The organism is Zoogloea sp. (assembly GCF_023150065.1).
Lineage (GTDB): Bacteria > Pseudomonadota > Gammaproteobacteria > Burkholderiales > Rhodocyclaceae > Zoogloea.
Genome location: NZ_JAKLLN010000003.1, coordinates 234187 through 255469, shown reverse-complemented (window position 1 = coordinate 255469; position 21283 = coordinate 234187). Strand labels below are relative to the sequence as shown.

At 68.2% G+C, this 21283-nt stretch carries 15 protein-coding genes and 1 pseudogene; 5 read left to right on the top strand and 11 right to left on the bottom strand.

The window, feature by feature from the left end:
* Nucleotides 1–12 precede the first annotated feature (12 nt).
* The 10 genes from L6Q67_RS06165 to ilvA all read right to left on the bottom strand — a co-directional run bounded on the left by L6Q67_RS06165 (nucleotide 13) and on the right by ilvA (nucleotide 11500).
* Complete coding sequence (locus L6Q67_RS06165) at nucleotides 13–1263, bottom strand: response regulator (RefSeq protein WP_296566839.1); 1251 nt, start codon at nucleotides 1261–1263, stop codon at nucleotides 13–15.
* Nucleotides 1241–3379: an ATP-binding protein gene (locus tag L6Q67_RS06160; RefSeq protein ID WP_296566838.1), complete on the bottom strand. Its 2139-nt coding sequence runs from the start codon at nucleotides 3377–3379 to the stop codon at nucleotides 1241–1243. Before L6Q67_RS06160 ends, L6Q67_RS06165 begins: the two co-directional genes overlap by 23 nt.
* Nucleotides 3376–3990 carry a DUF4390 domain-containing protein gene (locus L6Q67_RS06155; RefSeq protein WP_296566836.1) on the bottom strand — a complete coding sequence of 205 codons (615 nt, stop codon included), beginning with the start codon at nucleotides 3988–3990 and terminating at the stop codon, nucleotides 3376–3378. Before L6Q67_RS06155 ends, L6Q67_RS06160 begins: the two co-directional genes overlap by 4 nt.
* A complete protein-coding gene (gene rsmB, locus L6Q67_RS06150; protein WP_296566835.1) occupies nucleotides 3950–5275 on the bottom strand; it encodes a 16S rRNA (cytosine(967)-C(5))-methyltransferase RsmB in 1326 nt (441 codons plus the stop codon). Before rsmB ends, L6Q67_RS06155 begins: the two co-directional genes overlap by 41 nt.
* Before the next feature lie 5 nt (nucleotides 5276–5280).
* Nucleotides 5281–6144, bottom strand: coding sequence for a fused MFS/spermidine synthase (locus tag L6Q67_RS06145; protein WP_296566832.1), 864 nt, complete (start codon nucleotides 6142–6144; stop codon nucleotides 5281–5283).
* Between the two features lie 128 nt (nucleotides 6145–6272).
* The gene (locus L6Q67_RS06140) at nucleotides 6273–7106 is read right to left on the bottom strand and encodes a Sir2 family NAD-dependent protein deacetylase (protein ID WP_296566831.1); all 834 of its coding nucleotides are present in this window, start codon (nucleotides 7104–7106) and stop codon (nucleotides 6273–6275) included.
* Nucleotides 7103–7864 (bottom strand): trans-aconitate 2-methyltransferase, encoded by a 762-nt coding sequence (gene tam / locus L6Q67_RS06135; RefSeq protein ID WP_296566829.1) that lies wholly within the window; start codon nucleotides 7862–7864, stop codon nucleotides 7103–7105. The genes L6Q67_RS06140 and tam overlap by 4 nt, the downstream gene beginning before the upstream one ends.
* A 207-nt stretch (nucleotides 7865–8071) precedes the next feature.
* The gene (locus tag L6Q67_RS06130; protein ID WP_296566828.1) at nucleotides 8072–8374 is read right to left on the bottom strand and encodes a hypothetical protein; all 303 of its coding nucleotides are present in this window, start codon (nucleotides 8372–8374) and stop codon (nucleotides 8072–8074) included.
* A gap of 16 nt (nucleotides 8375–8390) precedes the next feature.
* Nucleotides 8391–9983, bottom strand: coding sequence for an ATP-binding protein (locus L6Q67_RS06125; protein WP_296566826.1), 1593 nt, complete (start codon nucleotides 9981–9983; stop codon nucleotides 8391–8393).
* Nucleotides 9980–11500 carry a threonine ammonia-lyase, biosynthetic gene (gene ilvA / locus L6Q67_RS06120; protein ID WP_296566824.1) on the bottom strand — a complete coding sequence of 507 codons (1521 nt, stop codon included), beginning with the start codon at nucleotides 11498–11500 and terminating at the stop codon, nucleotides 9980–9982. The genes L6Q67_RS06125 and ilvA overlap by 4 nt, the downstream gene beginning before the upstream one ends.
* A 96-nt stretch (nucleotides 11501–11596) precedes the next feature.
* Between ilvA and L6Q67_RS06115 the strand changes: the two genes are divergently transcribed.
* The 5 genes from L6Q67_RS06115 to L6Q67_RS06095 all read left to right on the top strand — a co-directional run bounded on the left by L6Q67_RS06115 (nucleotide 11597) and on the right by L6Q67_RS06095 (nucleotide 20310).
* The gene (locus tag L6Q67_RS06115; RefSeq protein ID WP_296566823.1) at nucleotides 11597–11953 is read left to right on the top strand and encodes a RidA family protein; all 357 of its coding nucleotides are present in this window, start codon (nucleotides 11597–11599) and stop codon (nucleotides 11951–11953) included.
* A 274-nt stretch (nucleotides 11954–12227) separates the two neighbouring features.
* A complete protein-coding gene (locus tag L6Q67_RS06110) occupies nucleotides 12228–16130 on the top strand; it encodes an FAD/FMN-binding oxidoreductase (RefSeq protein ID WP_296566822.1) in 3903 nt (1300 codons plus the stop codon).
* 126 nt (nucleotides 16131–16256) lie between these two features.
* On the top strand, nucleotides 16257–18203 hold the full coding sequence (locus L6Q67_RS06105) for an SAM-dependent methyltransferase (RefSeq protein WP_296566815.1): 1947 nt from the start codon (nucleotides 16257–16259) through the stop codon (nucleotides 18201–18203).
* Nucleotides 18204–18227: 24 nt separating this feature from the next.
* Nucleotides 18228–19013, top strand: coding sequence for a uroporphyrinogen-III C-methyltransferase (gene cobA, locus L6Q67_RS06100; protein WP_296566813.1), 786 nt, complete (start codon nucleotides 18228–18230; stop codon nucleotides 19011–19013).
* Nucleotides 19006–20310: a cobyrinate a,c-diamide synthase gene (locus L6Q67_RS06095; RefSeq protein WP_296566810.1), complete on the top strand. Its 1305-nt coding sequence runs from the start codon at nucleotides 19006–19008 to the stop codon at nucleotides 20308–20310. Before cobA ends, L6Q67_RS06095 begins: the two co-directional genes overlap by 8 nt.
* 13 nt (nucleotides 20311–20323) lie before the next feature.
* On the opposite strand, the pseudogene L6Q67_RS06090 reads toward L6Q67_RS06095, so the two are convergent.
* Nucleotides 20324–21251 (bottom strand): annotated as a pseudogene (locus L6Q67_RS06090) (RtcB family protein).
* Nucleotides 21252–21283: the final 32 nt, after the last annotated feature.

Below are 21283 nucleotides of genomic sequence, written 5' to 3'. Positions count from 1 at the left end.
CGGGGGCAGTCTTCAGGTGCCGCTCTCTTCGTGCCGGCGGCCGACGCTGATGCCCAGCTGCTTGAGCTTGCGGTAGAGGTGGGTGCGCTCCAGGCCGGTCTTCTCGGCCAGGCGGGTCATGTTGCCGCCATCGATCTGCAGGTGGTGCTCGAAGTACAGGCGCTCGAAGATCTCGCGGGCTTCCCGCAGGGGCAGGTCGAGGGGCAGGCCGAGGGCGGCCGGCGGTGTCTTGACCAGCAGGTGGGCCACCTCGTCCATGCCGATCTCTTCTTCGAGGGTGCCCAGGGCCAGGGACTTGATGGCTGCCTTGAGCTCACCGTAGCCACCCGGCCAGCCCTGGTTGCGCAGGGCGTTGAGGGCGGCGGAGGAGAGGCGGCGGGGGGGCACTTCGCCAGCCTCGACGAAGTGCAGCAGGATCTGGCTGGCGATCTCGGGGATCTCGTCGCGGATCTCGCCCAGGGCCGGCGGCGCCAGGGATACCTCGAACAGGCGGGCCAGGGCGCGTTCTTCCCAGCCGTGCTCCACCAGTTCTTCGGGGCGGTGCTCGGTGGCGACCACCAGGGTCTGGCCGTGGCGCTCCAGGCGGTCCATGGCAAACACCAGGTTCTTCTGCTGGGGGCGGGACAGGTAGATCAGCTCGGGTACGTAGAGCACGCCGTTGCGGGCGCTCTCGAGCACGTTGAGCTCGATGGGCAGGGACGACAGGGACAGGTCGAGCCAGGGCGTGCCGACCCGCTGCAGGCTGCGCGCGCAGAGCTCGGCCAGGCTGCCCGGGCCGACCCGCAGCAGGATGATGCGCGACTTGTCGGCCATCTGCTCCAGGCGCTTGCGCAGGTCGCGCAGGGGGGCCGAGCGGCTGAAGGCGGCCAGGCCCAGGGGGCTGGGGGCGTGGGCCGGCTTGATGCGTGCCAGCCCGCGCTTCACCGCGGCCAGCAGCTTCTGCAGGGCGATGGGCTTCTCGAGGAACTCCATGGCGCCGATGCGGGTGGCTTCGACGGCGGTGTCGATGGTGCCGTGACCGGACATCATCACCACCGGCATGGTGAGCTGGCCGTTGGCCGACCATTCCTTGAGCAGGCTCACACCATCGGTGTCGGGCATCCAGATGTCGAGCAGCACGAGATCGGGCCGGGCCGCGTTGCGGGCCGCCCGGGCGGCGCCGGCGTTCTCGGCGAGGATGATGTCGTGGCCCTCGTCGCGCAGGATCTCGGAGAGGAGTTCGCGGATGCCGACTTCGTCGTCAACGATGAGGATCTTGGCCATGGGTGCTGGACTCGGATTGAGGGGCGGTGCGCAGGCGGATGCGGATCTCGGCTCCGCCTGCTTCGCGATTGGCGAGACGGATCTCGCCTTCATGTTCGTCAATGATCTTCTTGACGATGGCCAGACCAAGACCGGTTCCCCGGGCCTTGGTGGTGACGTAGGGTTCAAAGGCCCGGGACAGGATCTCGGGCGGGAAACCCGAGCCGTTGTCGCGCAGGATCAAGTCTACCCGGCGGCCGTCGGATCGGGTCAACAGGGCGATCTCCGGTTCATCCTGGTCAGCCGCGTCTTCGGCGTTCTGGAGCAGGTTGTGGATCACCTGGCGGATCTGGGTGGCGTCGGCCATCACCGGCGGGAGCTCGGCGGCGAGTTCGGCGTGGATCATCACCCGGGAGCCCTCGTAGAGCACCAGTACCTCCCGCACCAGGGCGTTGAGGTCGACGGGCGTCATCACCGGCGTGGGCAGGCGGGCGTAGTCACGGAAGGCGTTGACCAGGTTCTTCATGGCCTCCACCTGGTTGACGATGGTGGTGGTGGAGCGCTCCAGCATCTCGCGGCCCTCGGTATCGAGGCGGTCGGCGAGCTTGAACTGCAGGCGCTCGGCGGAGAGCTGGATGGGGGTGAGAGGGTTCTTGATCTCATGGGCCAGGCGCCGGGCCACCTCGGCCCAGGCGGCCGTGCGCTGGGCGGCGATGAGGTGGGTGATGTCGTCGAACACCACCACCCAGCCGCCGCCGGTGTCGTCGGGCAGGCGGGTGCCGTGGAGGAGCAGGGTCTGGGTGCTGCCGTCCGGGTTGGAGAACTCGATCTGCCGGTTCCAGTTGGGCTCGGGGTCGCGCAGACCCTCCAGCAGCGCTTCACGAAAATCCCCGTGGGCGGTCCAGTCTTCCAGGCGCACCCGCTCGTAGCCGTCCAGGGGGTCGTTGAGGATGGTCATGGCGCCGTGGTTGGCGGCGCGCAGGTGGCCGTCCGGCGAAAAGGCCAGCACCCCGGCGGAGAGGTTGGCCAGCACCCCTTCCAGATAGGCACGGTTGCGTTCGACGGCAGCCCGGTTGTTCTCGGCCTGGGCCCGGGCGTCCTCGAGCTGGCGGGTCATCTGGTTGAAGGACTGGGTCAGCACGCCCAGCTCGTCCCGGGCGGGCAGGGCCTGGCGGGGGCTGAAGTCGCCGGCCGCCACGGCCTGGGTGCCCTCGGCGAGGATGAACAGGGGCGCCGCCAGGCGCCGGGTGAGCACGAAGGCCACGGCCACGGCGGCAAACAGGGCCAGCAGCAGTGTCAGGGTGAGGGTGAGGGTGTAGATGCGCTTGAGGCCGTTACGGGCCAGGGACAGTTCCTGGTAGTCCCGATGCACGGTCTCGACGCTGTCCGCATGGGCGGCGAAGGTGCTCGGCACCGACTGGGTGAGCTGCAGCAGCTGGGGGTCGGCCAGGCGGCGGGAGGGGATGGGCACGATGACCCGCAGGATCAGGCCGTCCGGCGCCTGACCTTCCACCGCCCGGTAGCCCTGGGTCTGGCGGGCCTGGCGCAGCTGGGCCACGCTGGGCCGCTCGGGCACCAGACTGTCGATCTCGGCGTCGGCGGTGGCGACGATCCTGCCGCTGGAGGAGAACACCGTGGCTGATTCGACATTGGCCCGTTCGCGCAGGTTGTTGAGCAGGGTGGAGCGCACCTGGGGGGCCAGCTCCAGCTCCTCGACCATGCGTTCGGCCTTGTCGGTGAGCTGGCCGAGGAGCATGTCGAGGGAGCTGCGGCCGAGCTGCAGGCCGCTCTCGAGGGCGGCGTCGACCCGCACATTGAACCAGGAGTCGATGCTCTTGACAGCAAACTGGAGCGACACCGCATACACCAGCACCCCGGGCACCACCGCCATGGCCGCAAAGATGGCCATCAGGCGCAGCTTGAGGCGGGAGCCGAAGCGGCGCGCCCGGTATTCCCGCCACAACCCCCGCAGTTGTACGAACACCAGGCTGGCGAGGCCCACGGCGATGACGCCGTTGAGGACCAGCAGCAGGGTGTAGTTGCGGGCAAAGAGGGGCGTGTTGGCGCTGGCGGTGGCCAGCAGGAAGAGCAGGATGCCGGCGATGGCTGCGACGACGACGAGGGCGGTCGGTCTCATTTGGCTTCGCGGGCAACGAAGGTCCAGCGATACCAGTCGGTGCCGAGATTCCAGTCCTTGCGGCCGAAGGCGCTCACCTGCAGGGGCTTGGGCAGCTCGGTGACATCCAGGCGGAAGCGCAGGGCGGCGTTGTAGCTACGCCCGACACGCAGGGCGCTGCGCTCGGCCACACTCCAGTTACGGATGCGCAGCATGGTGCGCATGGCCTCTTCGACCGTGCTGAAGTTCTGGTGCAGGGTGCCGGTGGTGAGGCGGTACTGGCGGGTCAGGGACTGGTAGGACAGGCGGTAGGTCACCGTCTTGCTGACGATCTCCTCGTCCAGCCAGTACCAGCGCGGCGAGCGCAATTCAAACTCGGTGACGAAGAACAGCGCCACCCCCCGGCTCACCACGTCGGCCAGCAGCGGGGTGAGTTCGGCGGCGATGTCGGCATTGAGCACGAACTGTTCTTCACCGGCGTCGATGGAGGCGCTCCGGATCTCAGCCTCCGCCGCCCGGGCGGGGGCAGCCCCCGCCGCCAGGCTGCCCGCCACGATGAAGGCCGTCGCCCCCCGCAGGAAGCGACGTCGTTCAGGCAGCTTTCTCGAGCAGGGCGTAGAAGAATCCGTCATGTTCGGTGCTAGGCAGATACTGGCAATCGGGCTGGCCTGCGATGGGCAGACGGCAGCAGTCGGGATGGCGGTTCGCAAATGCAGCGATCTGCTCCCGGTTCTCTTCGGCAAACACCGAGCAAGTGACATAAAGCATTTTGCCACCCGGGGCCAGGACCTGCCACAGGGCATCCAGGATCTCGGCCTGCTGGGCGGCGAAGCGGGCGATGTCGTCGGAGCGGCGCAACCACTTGATGTCCGGATTGCGCCGGACCACCCCGGAGGCGGAGCAGGGGACGTCGGCAAGGATGCGGTCGAAGGGGCGGCCGTCCCACCAGCGGGACAGGTCGCGGCAGTCGGCGGTCTTCACCTCTGCCGAGAGGCCGAGGCGGGCCAGATTCTCGCTGACGCGGCGGGCACGGAAGGCGTCGCTGTCGAGGGCGGTGAGTGCCACATCGGCGCTCTCGAGGATATGGGAGGTCTTGCCACCGGGGGCGGCGCAGGCGTCGAGCACCCGCTGGCCATCGGCCAGATCAAGGTAGCGGGCGGCATGCTGGGCGCCGGCATCCTGAACGCTGAGCAGGCCTTCGGCGAAGCCCGGCACCCGCGTCACCGGTACCGGGCGGTCGAGCAGCAGGGCGCCGTTGTTGAGCTCGCGAACCGGTAGTTCGGCGGCGGCGAACGCGGACAGCACTTCACGCAGTGTTGTCCGGCGGCGATTGATGCGCAGGGCCATCGGTGGATGGGTGTTGCCACCCGCCAGGATGGCGCGCCAGTCATCCGGATACTGGCTGCGCAGGCGGCGGATCCACCAGGGGGGGTGACGGAATTCGGCCACCATGTCGGCGTCGGCGGCCCGGTTGAGATCGGCGGTCTGGCGCAGGGCATTGCGCAGCACGCCATTCACCACTCCCTTGAACTTGCCGCCCAGCAGCGTGGCGGCGCCGGTGACGGCCTGGTCAACGATGGTGTGGGCGGGATCGGCGCGGCTGTCGAGGCGGTGCAGGGCAACCCGCAGCAGGGACTGGACGGGTTCGGGGAGGGGCTTCTGGAGCAGCTTGCCGAGGATGAAATCCTGCCGGCCGTAGTCACGCAGGCTGCCGTAGGCGAGATCGAGGATGGCCCCGCGAACGCCGGGAGGGGTTGCCGGCCGTGCGCTCCACAGGGCTGCCAGGGCTTCGGTCAGGGTGCCTCCGGCGACCACCTCGGCGATGAGCTGGGCGGTGGTGACCAGGGCGTAGGCAAGGCCGTCTTCGGCCAGTTGGGGGGCAGGTGATGCGGCGGGGCGAGGGGGGCGGCTGGGCATGGATCTCAGGCGAGCAGGTCGCGGATGTAATTGGGCAGGGCCCGGCTGGCAAGGTGAAGCGCCGGATTGTAGTAGCGCAGACCGTCAATGCGCCTTGCGCTCATACGTTCGGCAAGCGTGGCTTCGTCCGGCTCGGGCAGGGCGCTTGTGCTGCAGCAGGCCAGAAGCCAGGGGCCGCCATACAGCGGAACATGGATGAGGCTGACCCGCAGCACGGGAAAAACGCTACCCAGCCGGCGGTACAGGCTGGCCACTTTTTCCGCTTGGTAGAAGGGGGAGCCGAGCTGGACGTGGATTATCCCACGGGGAGCCAGGCTGGCCGCGCAGAGTTGGAGGAAATCCGGCTGGTGCAGGTGGGCGCAGGCCGGGTCGTCAGCCTCGGTCAGGTCAAAGAGGATCACGTCGAAACGTTCCCCCGCCTGCTGGGCAGCCTCCAGGGTAAGGGCCGCATCGCCGATGCGCAGCCTGACCTGTGGGGCGTCGAAGGCGCCTTTGGGCAGGGCGGGTAGATGGGTGCGGACGGTGCTCACCACGTCCGGGTCCAGCTCGGCCACGACGATGTGGCCCAGGCCTGGATGCTTGAGCAGCTCCCGGGCGGAAGCGCCGTCACCACCCCCCAGCACCAGGGCCCGGGAGGGGGCGGGGTGGCTGAGGGCAGGGATGTGCACCAGGCTTTCGTGGATCATGAACTCGTCCGCCACTGCGGCCATGGCGTCGCCGTCCAGGCTGTACAAGGTGCTGAAAGCGTAGGTGTCTTCGATGGCGATGGCCTGGAAGTGGCTTTGGATACGTCGGGCTGAATGGCGCCGCTTCAGTGCAAGCGCCGCGGTCTTGCCCAGAGGCAGATGGATCGGGGAGGTATGTTTCACGTGAAACACTCCGTTCTGATCAGGGAAATTGCTCGGCGCCGGGACGGGAGGTCAAAGTGACTGCTGTGTGAGGCAGGTCAGACTGGCCGGTATTGTTTCACGTGAAACACGCTTGGGGCAGGGGCCGCTCATGCAGAAAGCCCCCGCTGTTCGAGGGCTGAACGAATGCCTTCCAAAGCGGCCAGGCCGCCCATCGGCAGGCTGACCCCTCGCCCTGGAATATCGGGTTCGGTTGGGTTGATGCGCACCAGCGGTTCGCCCAGGGTCTCACTGAACCAGCGGACGGTGGGCACATGACTGCCGGCGCCAATCTCGATGACCACCGGGCGTTCCACCCTGCTGAGCCATGCGTCCAGCCGTTTGCGCTGGGCGGCGGTACGCTGACTGAGCCACTCGCCGTCGCCGAACATCAGCACGTTGGGGCGGAGGAGGGCGCTGCATCGGGTGCAGCGGGGCAGGGGGCTGGTGAGCAGGCATGCCTGCTCATCCACCTCCGGGAAGTAGGTGTCTGCCGGGTGGATGGGTTGCCCGCAGGCCTCCATGCACTGGAGGTGATGCAGGGAGCCATGCACCTCGCAGATGGCCTCCTCCGGAAAACCCGCCCGCTGGAACTGCCCGTCCACATTCGAGGTGAACACGAATGCTCCCCGAGGCAGACCCGCCCCGATGCGTTGCAGAATGGCAAAGCCCGCATGGGGAACGGTGCGTCGGTACAGGTTGAGGCGATGGCCGTAGAAGCCCCAGGCCAGCCGGGGATGATGTCGGAAGGCGTCCGGGTTGGCGATCTCCTCGAAGGCGATGCGGGCCTCCGCCAGGGCCGGGTAGGCTCGCCAGAAACCCGTGTTGCCGCGAAAGTCCGGCAGGCCCGAATCGACCCCCATGCCCGCCCCGGCGGCAATGACCAGGCCGTCAGCCTCGGCCACCAGAGCCGCCGCCTTGGCAAACAGGGCCGTGGTGCTCATCGCTGCGCGACGATGAAGATGCGCCGGAAGGGGAAGAGGGTCGTCCCGTGGGTGTCCGGTGGATAGGCTGCCGCCAGCCGCTCACCGAGCTGGGCCAGAAAGTCCGCCTGTGCCGGCTCATCCAGAGAGGCGAGATAGGGGACCAGGGTGGTGCCACGCAGCCAGTCGAGCACCGGTGACGGCCCGCTCATGCTCTGCCAGTAAGTGGTCTCCCACAGGCTCAGGCGTGTGCACAGGGGGGACAAAAGACGATGGTAGTCAGCCATGCCAAGTACCGCGCCCATTCGGGCCGCACCGATCCGCCCCGCCCATTCCGGCGCTGCGGCCAGCTCCCGGATCAGCCGATGGGACGGTGCCTCGAAATTGCCGGGCATCTGCACCGCCAGCACCCCGCCCGGAAACAGCGCATCCACCAGGCGCGGGAAGAGGCTTTCATGATCGCCCACCCAGTGCAGGGCCGCATTGGAGAAGAGTAGATCGAGGGCCTCTTCGGGTTCCCAGTGCTCGACGCCGGCCTGGTCGAAGCGGACGTCGGGCAACACACTGCGTGCCCGTTCCAGCATGGCTGCGGAACTGTCCAGCCCGGTGATGTCCGCTTCCGGCCAGCGCTCGGCCAGCAGGCGTGTCACATTGCCTGCGCCGCAGCCCAGGTCAACAATGCGCCCCGGTGTGCGCAGGGGAATCCGCCCGAGCAGATCCACTGCCGGGCGCAGACGTTCATCGGAAAACTGCAGGTATCGATCCGGCTCCCAACCCATGGCATGACCCTCCTCTAGAAGGATTCAATTGTCGCCGATGGGGCGGTGGGGGAACAGCGGGGAAGTGAGCAGGGATGATGAACGCTGCAGTTGCTCCTGCCTGCGGGGGCTTGGGTGGGCGTGGCTAAATCCCCCCGGGAAGAGGGGCTCCGTATTTGCAACCGAAGTTCGCTTCGGGGCTGGAAGCACTATTGGGAGGGCGTGCCTTCACCGCCCCAGCTTCGCATAGCACCCCTCGCGAAACGCCTGCGCGGTGGACTGCCGATCACACTCCGCCCGGCTTGCCGCGCCGGACTCCAGCGCCCCATAGGCCGTCGACTCGCCGTGGGGCCCGGCCATTTCCTGGAAAAGCTGGTAACAGACGACATCCGCAGCCACCGCCAGGGGCACGAAGATCAGCATGTCCGACAGCCCGAAGCGGTGCCCGCGAAAGCGGAAATACGCCGCCACCGCGCCAATCACGCTGGCCAGCAGGAGGATGATTTCGATGGCTTCGTGGAGGGCTTCCATGGGCTGCCAGAAACGATCAGGAACGCTGCTTCTTTAGCCTCGCCGTGAACCAGAAGGTGCTGCCTTGGCCAGGTGTGCTCTGGCCGCCCGCGTCACCACCCATGCGTTGTGCGATCCTGCGGGTGGTGAATAGTCCGAGCCCGGCGCCACCGTATTTTCGGGTCGAGGAGTTGTCGGCCTGCTCGAAGAGTGTGAATAGCCTGGGCAGCACCTCCGGGGCGATGCCGATGCCTGTGTCTTCGACCTCGAAATGCAGCTGTGCGCCCGTCGTGTCCTGGCTCACCACCTTCACCCGGATCGTCACGCTGCCGGCCTCCGTGAAACGGATGGCATTCTCCGCGTAATGCAGCAGGGCAGTCCGGAGATGCCGGGGGTCGCCAAGGAGTCCGGTCGGCAGACCATCGGCTTCGGCCGTCAGCTGCAAACCCTTGGCTTCGGCCTTCCCCTTCAGCAAGGCCACTACATCCCTGACCTCCTCGTTGATGGAAATCGGCCTTTCCGCGGATTCCAGGGTATCCGCCTCCATCCTGGTCAGATCCAGGATCGACTCGACAAGGCCGCTCATGCGCTTCACGGCAAAATCCAGCTTGTCCAGATGGCTGCCCTGTTTGGGGGTCAGGGGATCGCGCCTGAGGAGCTGTGCCAGGCCTCCGATCTGATGCAGCGGGGTGCGTATTTCATGGGACATGTTGGCGAGAAAGGCGCTCTTGGCAACGTTCGCTGCCTCGGCCGCTTCCTTGGCAGAGGCCAGTTCGGCAGTACGGGCCTCGACAAGGGCCTCCAGATGATCGCGGTAGGCCGCCAGTTCCTGTTCGGCCTGCCTGCGTTCGATCAGCGTTCTTGCCAGGATGGCATTGATGTTGTTGTGGTAATCCGTCTCGTGCCGATTACGGATCTTCAGCCCTTTGTAACGCCAGATCAGACTGGCTGTCTCCTCGGGCGTCAAGGTCAGGTTGGCGCCAGGGCTCAGGGCATCGAGGCGGGCCTCCAGGCCCTCGCAGCACCCTTTCGGCTTGAGGCGAAACCGGATTGTCAGCATGGTTCTGGACAAGGCCGGATTCAGGGCATAGGGCTCGCTGCTAGCCTCCACGTCCACGAACTCCACATCGTCGAAGAGCATGCAGCCCCCGTAGAACACCCCTTTGATGTAGTCCGGGTGCAGCGGCATCACGTTCTCATAAACGGCGATGCCTGCCTCTTCGTCCATTGTCTGGAGACGGCACCAGCCGATCTCCTCCGGCGGGCCGCCGCGCACGACCGAGTTATAGCCGCCACTCTCCTTGTTGGCATACAGCCAGTCGAGCGTGGAGTGGATCATGGTCTTGCCCGGCCCCTGCTCATACCAGATGCGTAGGAAATGCATCCCGGCGCGGAAGAAGATATGCCTGGACGTAGGGTCGACCCGTTCGAGCCGATGCAGGATGTCGATCAGCAGGGCGTGGGGATACCACCGCTCCGGGCGGATCTCCTCGCTGGAAAGCCCGGTTTCCTCTGCAGGAAAGACATCCAGGTGACAAAAGGACTCGACCAGCCCCAGCAGGAATGATCCGGCGACCTCGCCCTTGGCCGAATGAGGACCGGGCGTGGTGGGGGCGGGGGCGGGTTTCACCCCAGGAACATCCGGTACGCCGGGTTGCCCGTCTCCTCCACGTACTCGTACCCCAGCCGCGCCAGGAAACCCTGGAAGGCTTCCCGGTCATGGGGCGGCACCTGCATGCCCACCAGCACCCGGCCGAAGTCGGCGCCGTGGTTGCGGTAGTGGAACAGGCTGATGTTCCAGTCGGAGCGCAGGGTGTCGAGGAAGTTGAGCAGGGCGCCCGGGCGCTCGGGGAAGACGAAGCGGTAGAGCACCTCGTTCTCGGCCTGGGGGGCGTGGCCGCCGACCATGTAGCGGATGTGGCTCTTGGCCATCTCGTCGTCGGTGAGGTCCAGGCAGGGCAGGTCGTGGCGCTGCAGCAGCTCGGTGATGCGCACGCCTTCGGCCCGGTTGTGCACGCCCACGCCCACGAAGATGTGGGCCTTGGCTGCATCGGCGTAGCGATAGTTGAATTCGGTGATGTTGCGGTTGCCGAGCAGATCGCAGAACTTCTTGAAGGAGCCCGGCTTTTCGGGGATGGTCACGGCCAGCACGGCCTCGCGCTGTTCGCCCACCTCGGCCCGTTCGGCCACGAAGCGCAGGCGGTCGAAGTTCATGTTGGCGCCGGAGGCAACGGCCACCAGGGTCTTGTCCTTGAGGGCGTGGCGCTTGGCGTATTCCTTGGCACCGGCCACGGCCAGGGCGCCGGCGGGCTCGAGGATGGAGCGGGTGTCCTCGAACACGTCCTTGATGGCGGCGCAGATGGCGTCGTTGTCCACCAGGATCATCTCATCCACGTATTCCTGGCACAGGCGGAAGGTCTCCTCGCCTACCAGCTTCACGGCGGCGCCGTCGGCAAACAGGCCTACCGTGGGCAGCTCGATGCGCTTGCCGGCCGCCAGGGACTGGGTCATGGCGTCGGCGTCGATGGTTTCCACGCCGATCACCTTGATCTCGGGGCGGACACGCTTGATGTAGGCCGCCACGCCGGCCAGCAGGCCGCCGCCGCCCACGCAGCAGAACACCGCGTGGATGGCCTTGGGGTGCTGGCGCAGGATCTCCATGCCGATGGTGCCCTGGCCGGCGATCACTTCGACGTCGTCGTAGGGGTGGACGAAGGTGAGCTTTTCGGTCTTCTCCAGCTCCTTGGCGTGGCCGTAGGCGTCGGAATAGCTCTCGCCGGCCAGCACCACTTCGCCACCGTGGCGCTTGACGGCGTCGATCTTGATGGCCGGGGTGGTGGTGGGCATGACGATCACGGCGCGGGCGCCGAGCTTTTTCGCCGACAGGGCCACGCCCTGGGCATGGTTGCCGGCGGACGCGCAGATCACGCCGCGCTTGAGGGCCGCCGGGCTGAGGCTGGCCATCTTGTTGTAGGCGCCGCGCAGCTTGAAGCTGAATACCGGCTGCATGTCCTCGCGCTTGAACCAGATCTTGTTGTGGATGCGCGCCGACAGGTTCGGAGCCGGGTCGAGGGGCGTTTCAATGGCCGCGTCATAGACCTGGGCAGTGAGGATCTTCTGGAGGTAGTCGGGGTGCTGCGCGCTCATGGCTGGACCTGCGTTTCGGCTGGGGGAAGCACAGGAGGGTAGCAGCCGGAGCGCCCGCGCTGCAACATACGCACCTTTACCTTTCCGGAGTCTTCCATGAGCCCCATCCAGCGCGCTGGCACCACGCCGCGGTATTCCGATTCCACGACCCACAACGGGGTGGTGTATTGCGTCGAAGTGCCCCCCGATGAAACGGCCGCCATTGCCGAGCAGACCCGCGCCATGCTGGCCAGCCTCGAGACTCTGCTGGAGCAGGCCGGCAGCGGCAAGGAGCGCCTGCTGATGGCCACCCTCTACCTCACCGACATGGCCGACTACGACGTGGTCAACGCCGTGTGGGACGCCTGGGTGCCCGCCGGCACGGCGCCGAGCCGCGCCTGTGTGCAGGTGGTACGCCTGGCCAAGCCCGGCTGGCGGGTGGAGATTGCGGTGCAGGCGGCCCTGCGGGGGTAGCCAAGGGCAAGCGTCATCTTTCCTGCGGGGCCGACTTGTGAGGGCGACTTCAGTCGCCCATCCCCGCGTTGATCACCGACACGCCCTTGATCGAAGTCCGTGGGCGACTGAAGTCGCCCCCACGCCGGAACCGACCCTGCCGCGATGGGTCCACACACCTGTTCCAGCAGAGCGCCGGCAATCCCCCATCAGCCGTAAGGCTTTGTTTTTCGACAGAAGGCGGGGTGGTCCGCTAAAATACTCCGTTCTCCGCTGCACAGACCCAGGTATCCCGATGACCCAACGCCTGCGTGAAATTCCCTACAACTACACCTCGTTCTCCGACCGGGAGATCGTCATCCGCCTGCTTGGCCAGGATGCGTGGAAGACCCTGGACGCTCTGCGGTCCGAGCGCGTCACCGGCCGATCCGCGCGGATGCTCTACGAGGTGCTGGGGGACGTATGGGTGGTCCAGCGCAACCCCTACCTGCAGGACGACCTGCTCGGCAACCGGGATCGCCAGGGTGCCCTGATCGGGGCCCTGCGCCACCGCCTGCATGAGGTCGAGAAGCGCCGTGAGGAAGCCAGCGCCGAAGATCCCGAGCGCAGCGCCAAGGTGGCCAGCCTGGTGGTGGCGGCCCACGGTGCCGTCGACCGCTTCGCCAAGCTCTTCGACGATACCGCCGAGCTGCGCAAGCGCGTGCAGCGCGAGCTCGCCCGTCACACCCGCAAGGACAACATCTGTTTTGACGGGCACGCCCGGGTGTCCCACGTCACCGACGCCACCGACTGGCGCGTCGAGTACCCCTTCGTGGTCCTCTACCCCGATACCGAGGAAGAGATGGCCCCGCTGGTGAAGAGCTGCATCGAGCTCGGCCTGACCATCATCCCGCGCGGGGGCGGCACCGGCTACACCGGCGGCGCCGTGCCGCTGGATGCCAAGTCGGTGGTCATCAACACCGAAAAGCTGATTTCCATCGGCCCGGTCGAAGATGTGGTGCTGCCCGGCCTGAACGGCCCCATGGGCGCGCCCTACGCCACCATCCGCACCGGCGCCGGGGTGGTCACCGAGCGCGTCTCCGAAGCCGCCTCGGCCGCCGGCCGCGTGTTTGCCGTGGACCCCACCTCCGCCAGCGCCTCGTGCATCGGCGGCAACATCGCCATGAACGCCGGCGGCAAGAAGGCCGTGCTGTGGGGCACCGCGCTCGACAACCTGGCCTGGTGGAAGATGGTCACGCCGGACGGCAACTGGCTCGAGGTGGAACGCCTCGACCACAACTTCGGCAAGATCCACGAACAGGAAACCGTGCACTTCCGCCTCAAGCGTTTCGACGCCAAAGGCTACAAGTTCCTCTCCGAAGAAGTCCTCTCCCTGCCGGGCGCCTCCTGCCGCAAGGACGGCCTGGGCAAGGACGTGACCGACAAGTTCCTGGGCGGCGTGCCCGGGGTGCAGAAGGAAGGCACCGACGGCCTCATCGTGGCCTCGCGCTGGGTGCTGCACAAGATGCCGCCGGTCACCCGCACCGTGTGCCTGGAGTTCTTCGGCCAGGTGCGTGAGGCCGTGCCGGCCATCGTCGAGATCACCGACTACTTCAAGCCGGGCGGTGCCGGCAACGCCGCCGGCGTGCTGCTGGCCGGCCTCGAGCACCTGGACGAGCGCTACGTGAAGGCGGTGGGCTACACCACCAAGGCTAAGCGCCACGGCCGGCCCAAGATGGTGCTGATCGGCGACATCGTCGGCCACGACGAGGCCGCGGTGATGACCGCCGCCTCCGAGGTTATCCGCATGACCAACACCCGGGGTGCCGAGGGCTTCATCGCCGTCAGCCCCGAGCAGCGCAAGAAGTTCTGGCTCGACCGCTCGCGCACCGCCGCCATCTCGCGCCACACCAACGCCTTCAAGGTGAACGAGGACGTGGTGATCCCCCTGCCGCGCATGGGCGACTACTGCGACGGCATCGAGCGCATCAACATCGAGCTGTCCACCCAGAACAAGCTGGCCCTGTGCGATGCCCTCACCGACTACCTGCAGGGCGAGCTGCCCCTGGATACCGGTGACGCCACCATCTCCCGGGACGAGCTCATGGGTGAGCGCCGCAAGGACGCCCTGGACTACGTGGCCCTGGTGCGTCGCCGCTGGCAGTGGCTGCTGGACAACCTGGACCTGCCCCTGGCCCAGGCCGAGCCGCAGTTTGCCGATTACGGCATCCAGGCCGCCGAGCTGTCCAACCGGGCCGCCAACCCGCGCCTGTTCCACCGTCTGCAGGACTACTCCGTCCGTACCGGCTGGAAGACCGAGCTCAAGCCCCGCCTCGACAAGATCTTCGACGGCCAGCTGTTCGGGCCGGTGCGCGAGGGCATCAAGAAGCTGCACAAACAGGTGCTGCGCGGCCGCGTCTTCGTGGCCCTGCACATGCACGCCGGTGACGGCAACGTGCACACCAACATCCCGGTCAACTCCGACAACTACGAGATGCTGCAGACGGCCAACAAGGCCGTGGACCGCATCATGGAGCTGGCCCGCAGCCTGGACGGCGTGATCTCCGGCGAGCACGGCATCGGCATCACCAAGCTCGACTACCTCACCGACGCCGAGATGGCCAACTTCTGGGCCTACAAGCAGAAGGTTGACCCGGAAGGCCGCTTCAACCGCGGCAAGCTGATGCGCAACGGGCCGATCAAGGGCAACCTCGACAACGCCTACACCCCCAGCTTCAACCTGATGGGCCACGAGTCCCTGATCATGGAGCAGACCGCCATCGGCGAGATCTCCCACGACATCAAGGACTGCCTGCGCTGCGGCAAGTGCAAGCCGGTGTGCTCCACCCACGTGCCCCGCGCCAACCTGCTCTACAGCCCGCGCAACAAGATCCTCAGCACCTCGCTGCTGATCGAGGCCTTCCTTTACGAAGAGCAGACCCGCCGCGGCGTCTCCCTGGCCCACTGGGCCGAGTTCGAGGACGTGGCCGACCACTGCACCGTGTGCCACAAGTGCGAGAAGCCCTGTCCGGTGGACATCGACTTCGGCGACGTGTCGATCAAGATGCGCAACCTGCTGCGCGAGCAGGGCAAGAAGTCCTTCAACCCCGGCAAGGCCGCGGCCATGGCCTTCCTCACCGCCAAGGATCCGGCCACCATCAAGCTGATCCGCAGCGGCATGATCGGCTGGGGCTACAAGGCCCAGCGTCTCGGCCACCGCATCGGCAAGAGCCTCGGGTTGATCCAGGAGCAGGTCCAGCACCCGCCCGCCACCCTCGGCAAACCGGCCATCAAGGCCCAGGTGATCCACTTCATCAACAAGCCCATGCCGGGGGGCCTGCCCAAGCGCACCTCCCGGGCCCTGCTCGACATCGAGGACGACGCCATCGTCCCGGTGATCCGCAACCCGAAGGTCGGGCGTGACGAATCCGAGGCGGTGTTCTACTTCCCCGGCTGCGGCTCCGAGCGCCTGTTCAGCCAGGTCGGCCTCGCCACCCAGGCCATGCTCTACCAGGTTGGCGCCACCACCGTGCTGCCTCCGGGCTACCTGTGCTGCGGCTACCCGCAGACCGCTGCGGGCGAGGAGGACGCCGGCCAGAAGATCACCACCGACAACCGGGTGCTCTTCCACCGGGTCGCCAACACGCTCAATTACCTCGACATCAAGACGGTGATCGTGTCCTGCGGCACCTGCATGGATCAGCTGCAGAAGTACCAGTTCGAGAAGATCTTCCCCGGCTGCCGGCTGCTCGACATCCATGAATACCTGATGGAGAAGGGCCTCAAGCTCGACGGCATCAGCGGCACCCGCTACATGTACCACGAGCCCTGCCACACCCCGATGAAGGTCCATTCCGGCATCAAGGTGGCCAACGAGCTGATGGGCACGCGGGTCGACCTGTCTGATCGCTGCTGCGGCGAATCCGGCACCCTGGCGGTGGCCCGTCCCGACATCTCCACCCAGGTGCGCTTCCGCAAGCAGGAGGAGATCGAGAAGGGCGCCGAAAAGCTGCGCGGCGCCGATGCCACCGCCCAGGTCAAGATCCTCACCTCCTGCCCCAGCTGCCTGCAGGGCCTGTCCCGCTACAGCAGTGACGCCGGTGGGGTGGATGCGGACTACATCGTGGTCGAGATGGCCAAGCACATCCTCGGCGACAACTGGATGTCCGACTACGTGGCCAAGGCCAACCAGGGCGGCATCGAACGCGTGCTGCTGTAAGCCGGCGCCCTCGTGGGGTCGAATTCAATCGACCCCACCGGGCGCGGGCCGGGCTTGGCCTGAAAACGCTTCATGCTATCCTGCGACCCCCGTTTTTCCGGCTGCGCACAGAGTGGCCGACAGAGCATGAGCGACGAACAGAATTCCGCCCCGGTGGCCGGCTTGGCCGAGGTGGCGAACCCGGCGCCGAAGAAGGCGCCGGCCCGCAGCCCCCGCAAGAAGAAGGCCCCGGCCACCCCGGCCGAGGTGATTGTTGACGCTACCGTGGCCGAGCCCGTCGTCGATGCGGCCGAGGCCAAGCCCAAGGTCCGGCGTGCACCGCGCAAGCCCAAGGCCAAGCCGGTAGAGGCCTTGCCCGACGAAGTCACGGCCGACCTGTTCGCGGAGCCGGAGGCGGCCACCGTGCATGCGCCGGAGGTGGCGCCTGATGCGGCGTCTGCCCCGCTTGCCGAACCGGAGCTGCCCGCTGCCGAAGCTGCTCCCGAGCTCGCCCCCGAGCCTGTTGTTGCTCTCGCCATTGACGACCAGCCCTCGCCTGCGCCCGACAGCGTCGACGACGCTGAAGATGCCGCAGCCCAGCCTGATGCCGCTGAAGGCGAAGGTCCGACCGGCCCCCGGCGCAAGCGCAAGCGTCGCCGTGGCAAAGGGGGTGCCGACCGGGAGACCGCCCGTGGTGAGCAGATCGAGATGCCCGGCCTTGCCGACGCGGCAACCGCTCTGCCCGCGCCGGTTCCCACAACCGAACTGCCCGCCGGTCCCGACGGGCAGCCCGAGCCCGCTTTGGCTGCCGAGGCCGCAGCCGACTCCGTGATCGAAGCTGACACTGACGTCCAGCCCGAAGTTGCCGCCACGCCGCCCGAACCCCTGCCGCCCCTCACCGTGGTGAGCCTGGGCCTCGAGCTGCCGCCGGTGCTGTCCGCTGCCGCCCTGGAGGCCCTGCGCGGTGCCCGGGTCATCCTCGGCACCGCCGATGCCCTCGACCGCCTCGCCGGCCTGGGTCTGGAGGCGCCCCAGCAGCTGTGCGCCGCCGATTCCGCCCACATGGATGTACGCGTCGCCGGTCATGCCGGCAGCGTGCTGGTGGTGGTGGGCGATGGCGCAGGTGACGGCCCGGCCCCGGAGCTGCTGGCCGACCTGGGCCCGGCCTATGTGCGCGTGCTGCCTGGCGTGGGTCGCGTGCAGGCTGCCTGCGCGGCCCTCGGCCTGTCGGCCGAAGTGGTCTCGGTGGTGGACCTGCGCCGGGCGCCCCTGGCTGCGCTGCGTGGCCGTCTGCGCGCCCATGCGCTCTTCGCGCTGCCCCTGGCCGACGCCGCGGCCCCCGTCGCGGTGGCCCGCCTGGTGCTGGACAGCGGCTTCGCCGGCGCCCGCCTGTGGGTCTGCGAATGGACCGGCACCGGCCTGCAGGCCCGGGCCTGGCTCGCCAGCGAACTGGTGGAACTGCGCGAGGCCTTTGACACCCACGCCGTGCTGATCCTCGCCACCGGCCCCTCGTCCGGCGTCTTTGCCGAGCTGCCCGGCCTGCCCGACGCCGCCTTCGGGGATGAAGCCGCAACCGCGCTGCCCCTGGCGGCCCGGGCCCTCGCCATGGCCTGGCTGCAGCCCGCTGCCTGGGAGAGTGGCTGGGCAATCAGCGACGGCGAGGCCAGCCTGGCCCTCGAATGGGCCCGCGCCGTGCCTACCGCCCGGGTGCGTGCCGTCGGGGTCGAGCCGACCCTGCTTGGCGTCAGCATGGCCCGCGCCGGCGTGGGTGACAATCTCTCGGCCATTCCCGCCGCCTCGCCCCTGCGCTGCCGCGAATGGCCGATGCCCGAAGCGGTGTTCATTCGTGGTGCGGCCGGCCTGCCCGAGTGGCTGAGCGCCGCCTGGGAACGCCTGGCGCCCGGTGGCCGCCTGGTGGCCACCGCCGAGGACGACCAGGCCCGCGCCGATCTCCTCGCCTTCGCCGGCCGGGTGCCCGCCGAGGCCTGGCATGAACTCAGCCTGTCCCGGGGCGAGACCGTGGCCGGGCGCCTGCGTTTTGCGCCGAGCGCGCCGGTTCGTCTGGCCCTGTGGCGCAAGCCGGCGCTATCCTGAGACATTCCTTGCTGGAGCGCTGACGTGCCCGATTCCTCCTTCCCCCGCGAACGTTCCCCGGCCCGGCCGGGTTGGGTGTATCTCGTCGGTGCCGGCCCTGGCGACCCGGAGCTGCTGACCTTGCGCGCCGCCCGTCTGCTGCTCGAGGCCGACGTGCTGGTCTACGACAACCTGGTCAGCAAGGAAGTCCTGGCCTGTGTGCCGGCGGCCACCGAGCGCGTCTACGTGGGCAAGAAGGCTTCCAACCATTCCGTCCCCCAGGAAGGCATCAACGCCCTGCTGGTGAAGCTGGCTGGCGAGGGCCGCAAGGTGGTGCGCCTGAAGGGCGGCGACCCCTTCATCTTCGGGCGGGGCGGTGAAGAGGTGGAGGAGCTGGTGAAGGCCGGCGTGCCCTTCGAGGTCATCCCCGGCATCACCGCGGCGGCGGGCATCGGCGCCTACGCCGGCATTCCCCTCACCCACCGGGACTTCGCCCAGTCGTGCATCTTCGTCACCGGCCACCTGAAGGATGGCTCCGTGGACCTGGATTGGGAGATGCTGGCCCGGCGCAAGCAGACCCTGGTGTTCTACATGGGCATCACCCAGCTGGCGGAGATCTGCGCCCAGCTCACCGCCCACGGCCTGGCGGCTTCCACGCCAGCGGCGGTGGTGCGGCGCGGCACCACCCGCGAGCAGCGGGTCGTCACGTCCGACCTCGCCGGTCTGCCCGCCGCCGTCAAGGCCGCCGGCATCACCCCGCCGGCCCTGACCATCGTCGGTGACGTGGTCAGCCTGCAGCCCCGCCTTGCCTGGTTCCACCCGAATGAATAGCCCCCTGCGCGAACCGGCCCTGTGCCCCGCCCTGTTTGTTGCCGCACCGGCCTCCGGCCAGGGCAAGACCACCGTCACCGCCGCCCTGGCCCGTCTGCATGTGCGCCAGGGGCGCCGGGTCACGGTGTTCAAGTGCGGCCCGGATTTCCTGGACCCGCAGATCCACGCCGTGGCCAGCCAGGCGCCGGTCTACAACCTGGACCTGGGCATGTGCGGCTCCGCCGACGCGGCCTGGCGCCTGCACGCGGCGGCCCGCAGCTCCGACCTGATCCTCATCGAAGGGGTGATGGGACTGTTTGACGGCAACCCCTCCGGCGCCGACATCGCCCGCCTGTTTGGCGTGCCGGTGATGGCGGTGATCGACGCCAAGGCCATGGCCCAGACCTTCGGCGCCCTGGTCCACGGCCTCGCCACCTGGCAGCCCGATCTGCCCTTCTCGGGGGTACTCGCCAACCACGTGGGCAGCGAAGGCCACGCCCGCCTGCTGCAGGACAGCCTGCGGCCCGGCATCGCCTGGTACGGCGCCCTGCCGCGGGACGCCGACGCTGCGCTGCCCGAGCGCCACCTGGGCCTGCTCCAGGCCGCCGAGATCGCCGATCTGGACGCCCGCCTGGACCGCCTCGCCGACCATCTCGCACGCACCGGCGCCGCCGACCGTCCGGCGGCGGTGGCCTTCCCCGACGCGCCGGCGCCCCATGTGCTGCCGCTGCTGCAGGGGCGGCGCATCGCCATCGCCCGGGATGCCGCCTTCGGCTTCATCTACCCGGCCAACCTGGACACCCTGCAGGCCCTTGGCGCCGAGCTGCGCTTCTTCTCGCCGCTGGCGGGCGAGGTCCTGCCCGACTGCGACGCCCTGTGGCTGCCCGGCGGCTACCCGGAGCTCCACGCCCAGGCCCTGGCCGCCAATGCCGGCTGGCAGGCCGGCCTCAAGGCCCACCAGGCCGCGGGCAAGCCCCTGCTGGCCGAGTGCGGCGGCATGATGAGCCTGTTCGAGACCCTCACCGACCGGGATGGCGTGACCCACTCCGGCGCGGCCGTGCTGCCGGGCCACACCCGCATGCAGCCGCGCCTGGCGGCCCTGGGCACCCAGGTGGCCGAGCTGCCGGAGGGGCGCCTCACCGGCCACACCTTCCACTATTCGAAGAGCGAGACGCCCCTGGCGCCCCTGGCCCGGGCCACCACCCCGGCCGGCCGCGAGGGCGAGGCCATCTACCGCCTCGGCCGCCTTACCGCCTCCTACGTGCACTTCTACTTCCCGTCCAACCCCGCCGCCGTGGCTGCCTTGTTCGGCGCCTGAGGCGGGGCCGGGCTCAGCCCTTCACGCACACCACCTGGCGCAGGGTGTGCACGATCTCCACCAGATCGCGCTGGGCCGCCATCACCGCGTCGATGTCCTTGTAGGCCAGCGGGATCTCGTCGATCACGTCGGCGTCCTTGCGGCATTCCACGCCAGCAGTGGCGCGCACCTGGTCGGCCACGCTGAACTGCTTCTTCGCCTGGGTGCGGCTCATGCGCCGGCCGGCGCCGTGGCTGCATGAGCAAAAGGCCTCGGCGTGGCCCAGCCCGCGCACGATGAAGCTCTTCGCCCCCATCGAGCCGGGGATGATGCCCAGCTGACCGGTGTGGGCCGCCACAGCCCCCTTGCGCGTCACCAGCACCTCGCGGCCGAAGTGGGTCTCCCGCTGCACGTAGTTGTGGTGGCAGTTCACCGCCTCCAGGCTGGCCTGGAAAGGCTTGGGGATCGCCTGCTGCAGGGCCGCCAGCACGGCGTCCATCATCAGGCGCCGATTCTGCCGGGCGTATTCCTGGGCCCAGCCCACGGCGTCCACGTAGTCGTCGAAGTGCTGGCTGCCCTCGGTGAAATAGGCCAGATCCCGGTCGGGCAGCGTGGCGATGTGCTGGCGCATGTCGGCCTGGGCCAGCGTGATGAAGTGGGTGCCGATGGCGTTGCCCACCCCGCGCGAGCCGGAGTGGAGCATGCACCATACCTGTCCGGCCTCGTCGAATATCCACCCCCACGGCGGCCGGAATGATGGCGCCGAGGGTGGGGATGACGCTGCCGATGGTCGAGCCCTTGCCCAGGTGCACATCCGGCATCACCGCCAGGTGCCTGTAGATGAAGGGCAGACGGGCGATGTTCATGAGCTGCTGGCGGGCGGCGTCCTCCACCGGCACGCCGTGGGTCCACAGCTTGATCGGGGCGCCGCCGGGAACGGAGAGGGTGTCGTGATGGGGCATGCGCTGTCTCGTCGGGCTGACTCGCGAGTGTC

What these genes read in the sequence shown, in the direction of transcription:
- L6Q67_RS06155 (WP_296566836.1), bottom strand. Translation starts at nt 3,990, where the DNA reads ATGACGGATTCTTCTACGCCCTGCTCGAGAAAGCTGCCTGAACGACGT.
- rsmB (WP_296566835.1), bottom strand. Translation starts at nt 5,275, where the DNA reads ATGCCCAGCCGCCCCCCTCGCCCCGCCGCATCACCTGCCCCCCAACTG.
- L6Q67_RS06165 (WP_296566839.1), bottom strand. Translation starts at nt 1,263, where the DNA reads ATGGCCAAGATCCTCATCGTTGACGACGAAGTCGGCATCCGCGAACTC.
- L6Q67_RS06095 (WP_296566810.1), top strand. Translation starts at nt 19,006, where the DNA reads ATGAATAGCCCCCTGCGCGAACCGGCCCTGTGCCCCGCCCTGTTTGTT.
- tam (WP_296566829.1), bottom strand. Translation starts at nt 7,864, where the DNA reads ATGGGTTGGGAGCCGGATCGATACCTGCAGTTTTCCGATGAACGTCTG.
- L6Q67_RS06115 (WP_296566823.1), top strand. Translation starts at nt 11,597, where the DNA reads ATGAGCCCCATCCAGCGCGCTGGCACCACGCCGCGGTATTCCGATTCC.
- L6Q67_RS06140 (WP_296566831.1), bottom strand. Translation starts at nt 7,106, where the DNA reads ATGAGCACCACGGCCCTGTTTGCCAAGGCGGCGGCTCTGGTGGCCGAG.
- L6Q67_RS06160 (WP_296566838.1), bottom strand. Translation starts at nt 3,379, where the DNA reads ATGAGACCGACCGCCCTCGTCGTCGTCGCAGCCATCGCCGGCATCCTG.
- ilvA (WP_296566824.1), bottom strand. Translation starts at nt 11,500, where the DNA reads ATGAGCGCGCAGCACCCCGACTACCTCCAGAAGATCCTCACTGCCCAG.
- L6Q67_RS06110 (WP_296566822.1), top strand. Translation starts at nt 12,228, where the DNA reads ATGACCCAACGCCTGCGTGAAATTCCCTACAACTACACCTCGTTCTCC.
- L6Q67_RS06105 (WP_296566815.1), top strand. Translation starts at nt 16,257, where the DNA reads ATGAGCGACGAACAGAATTCCGCCCCGGTGGCCGGCTTGGCCGAGGTG.
- L6Q67_RS06130 (WP_296566828.1), bottom strand. Translation starts at nt 8,374, where the DNA reads ATGGAAGCCCTCCACGAAGCCATCGAAATCATCCTCCTGCTGGCCAGC.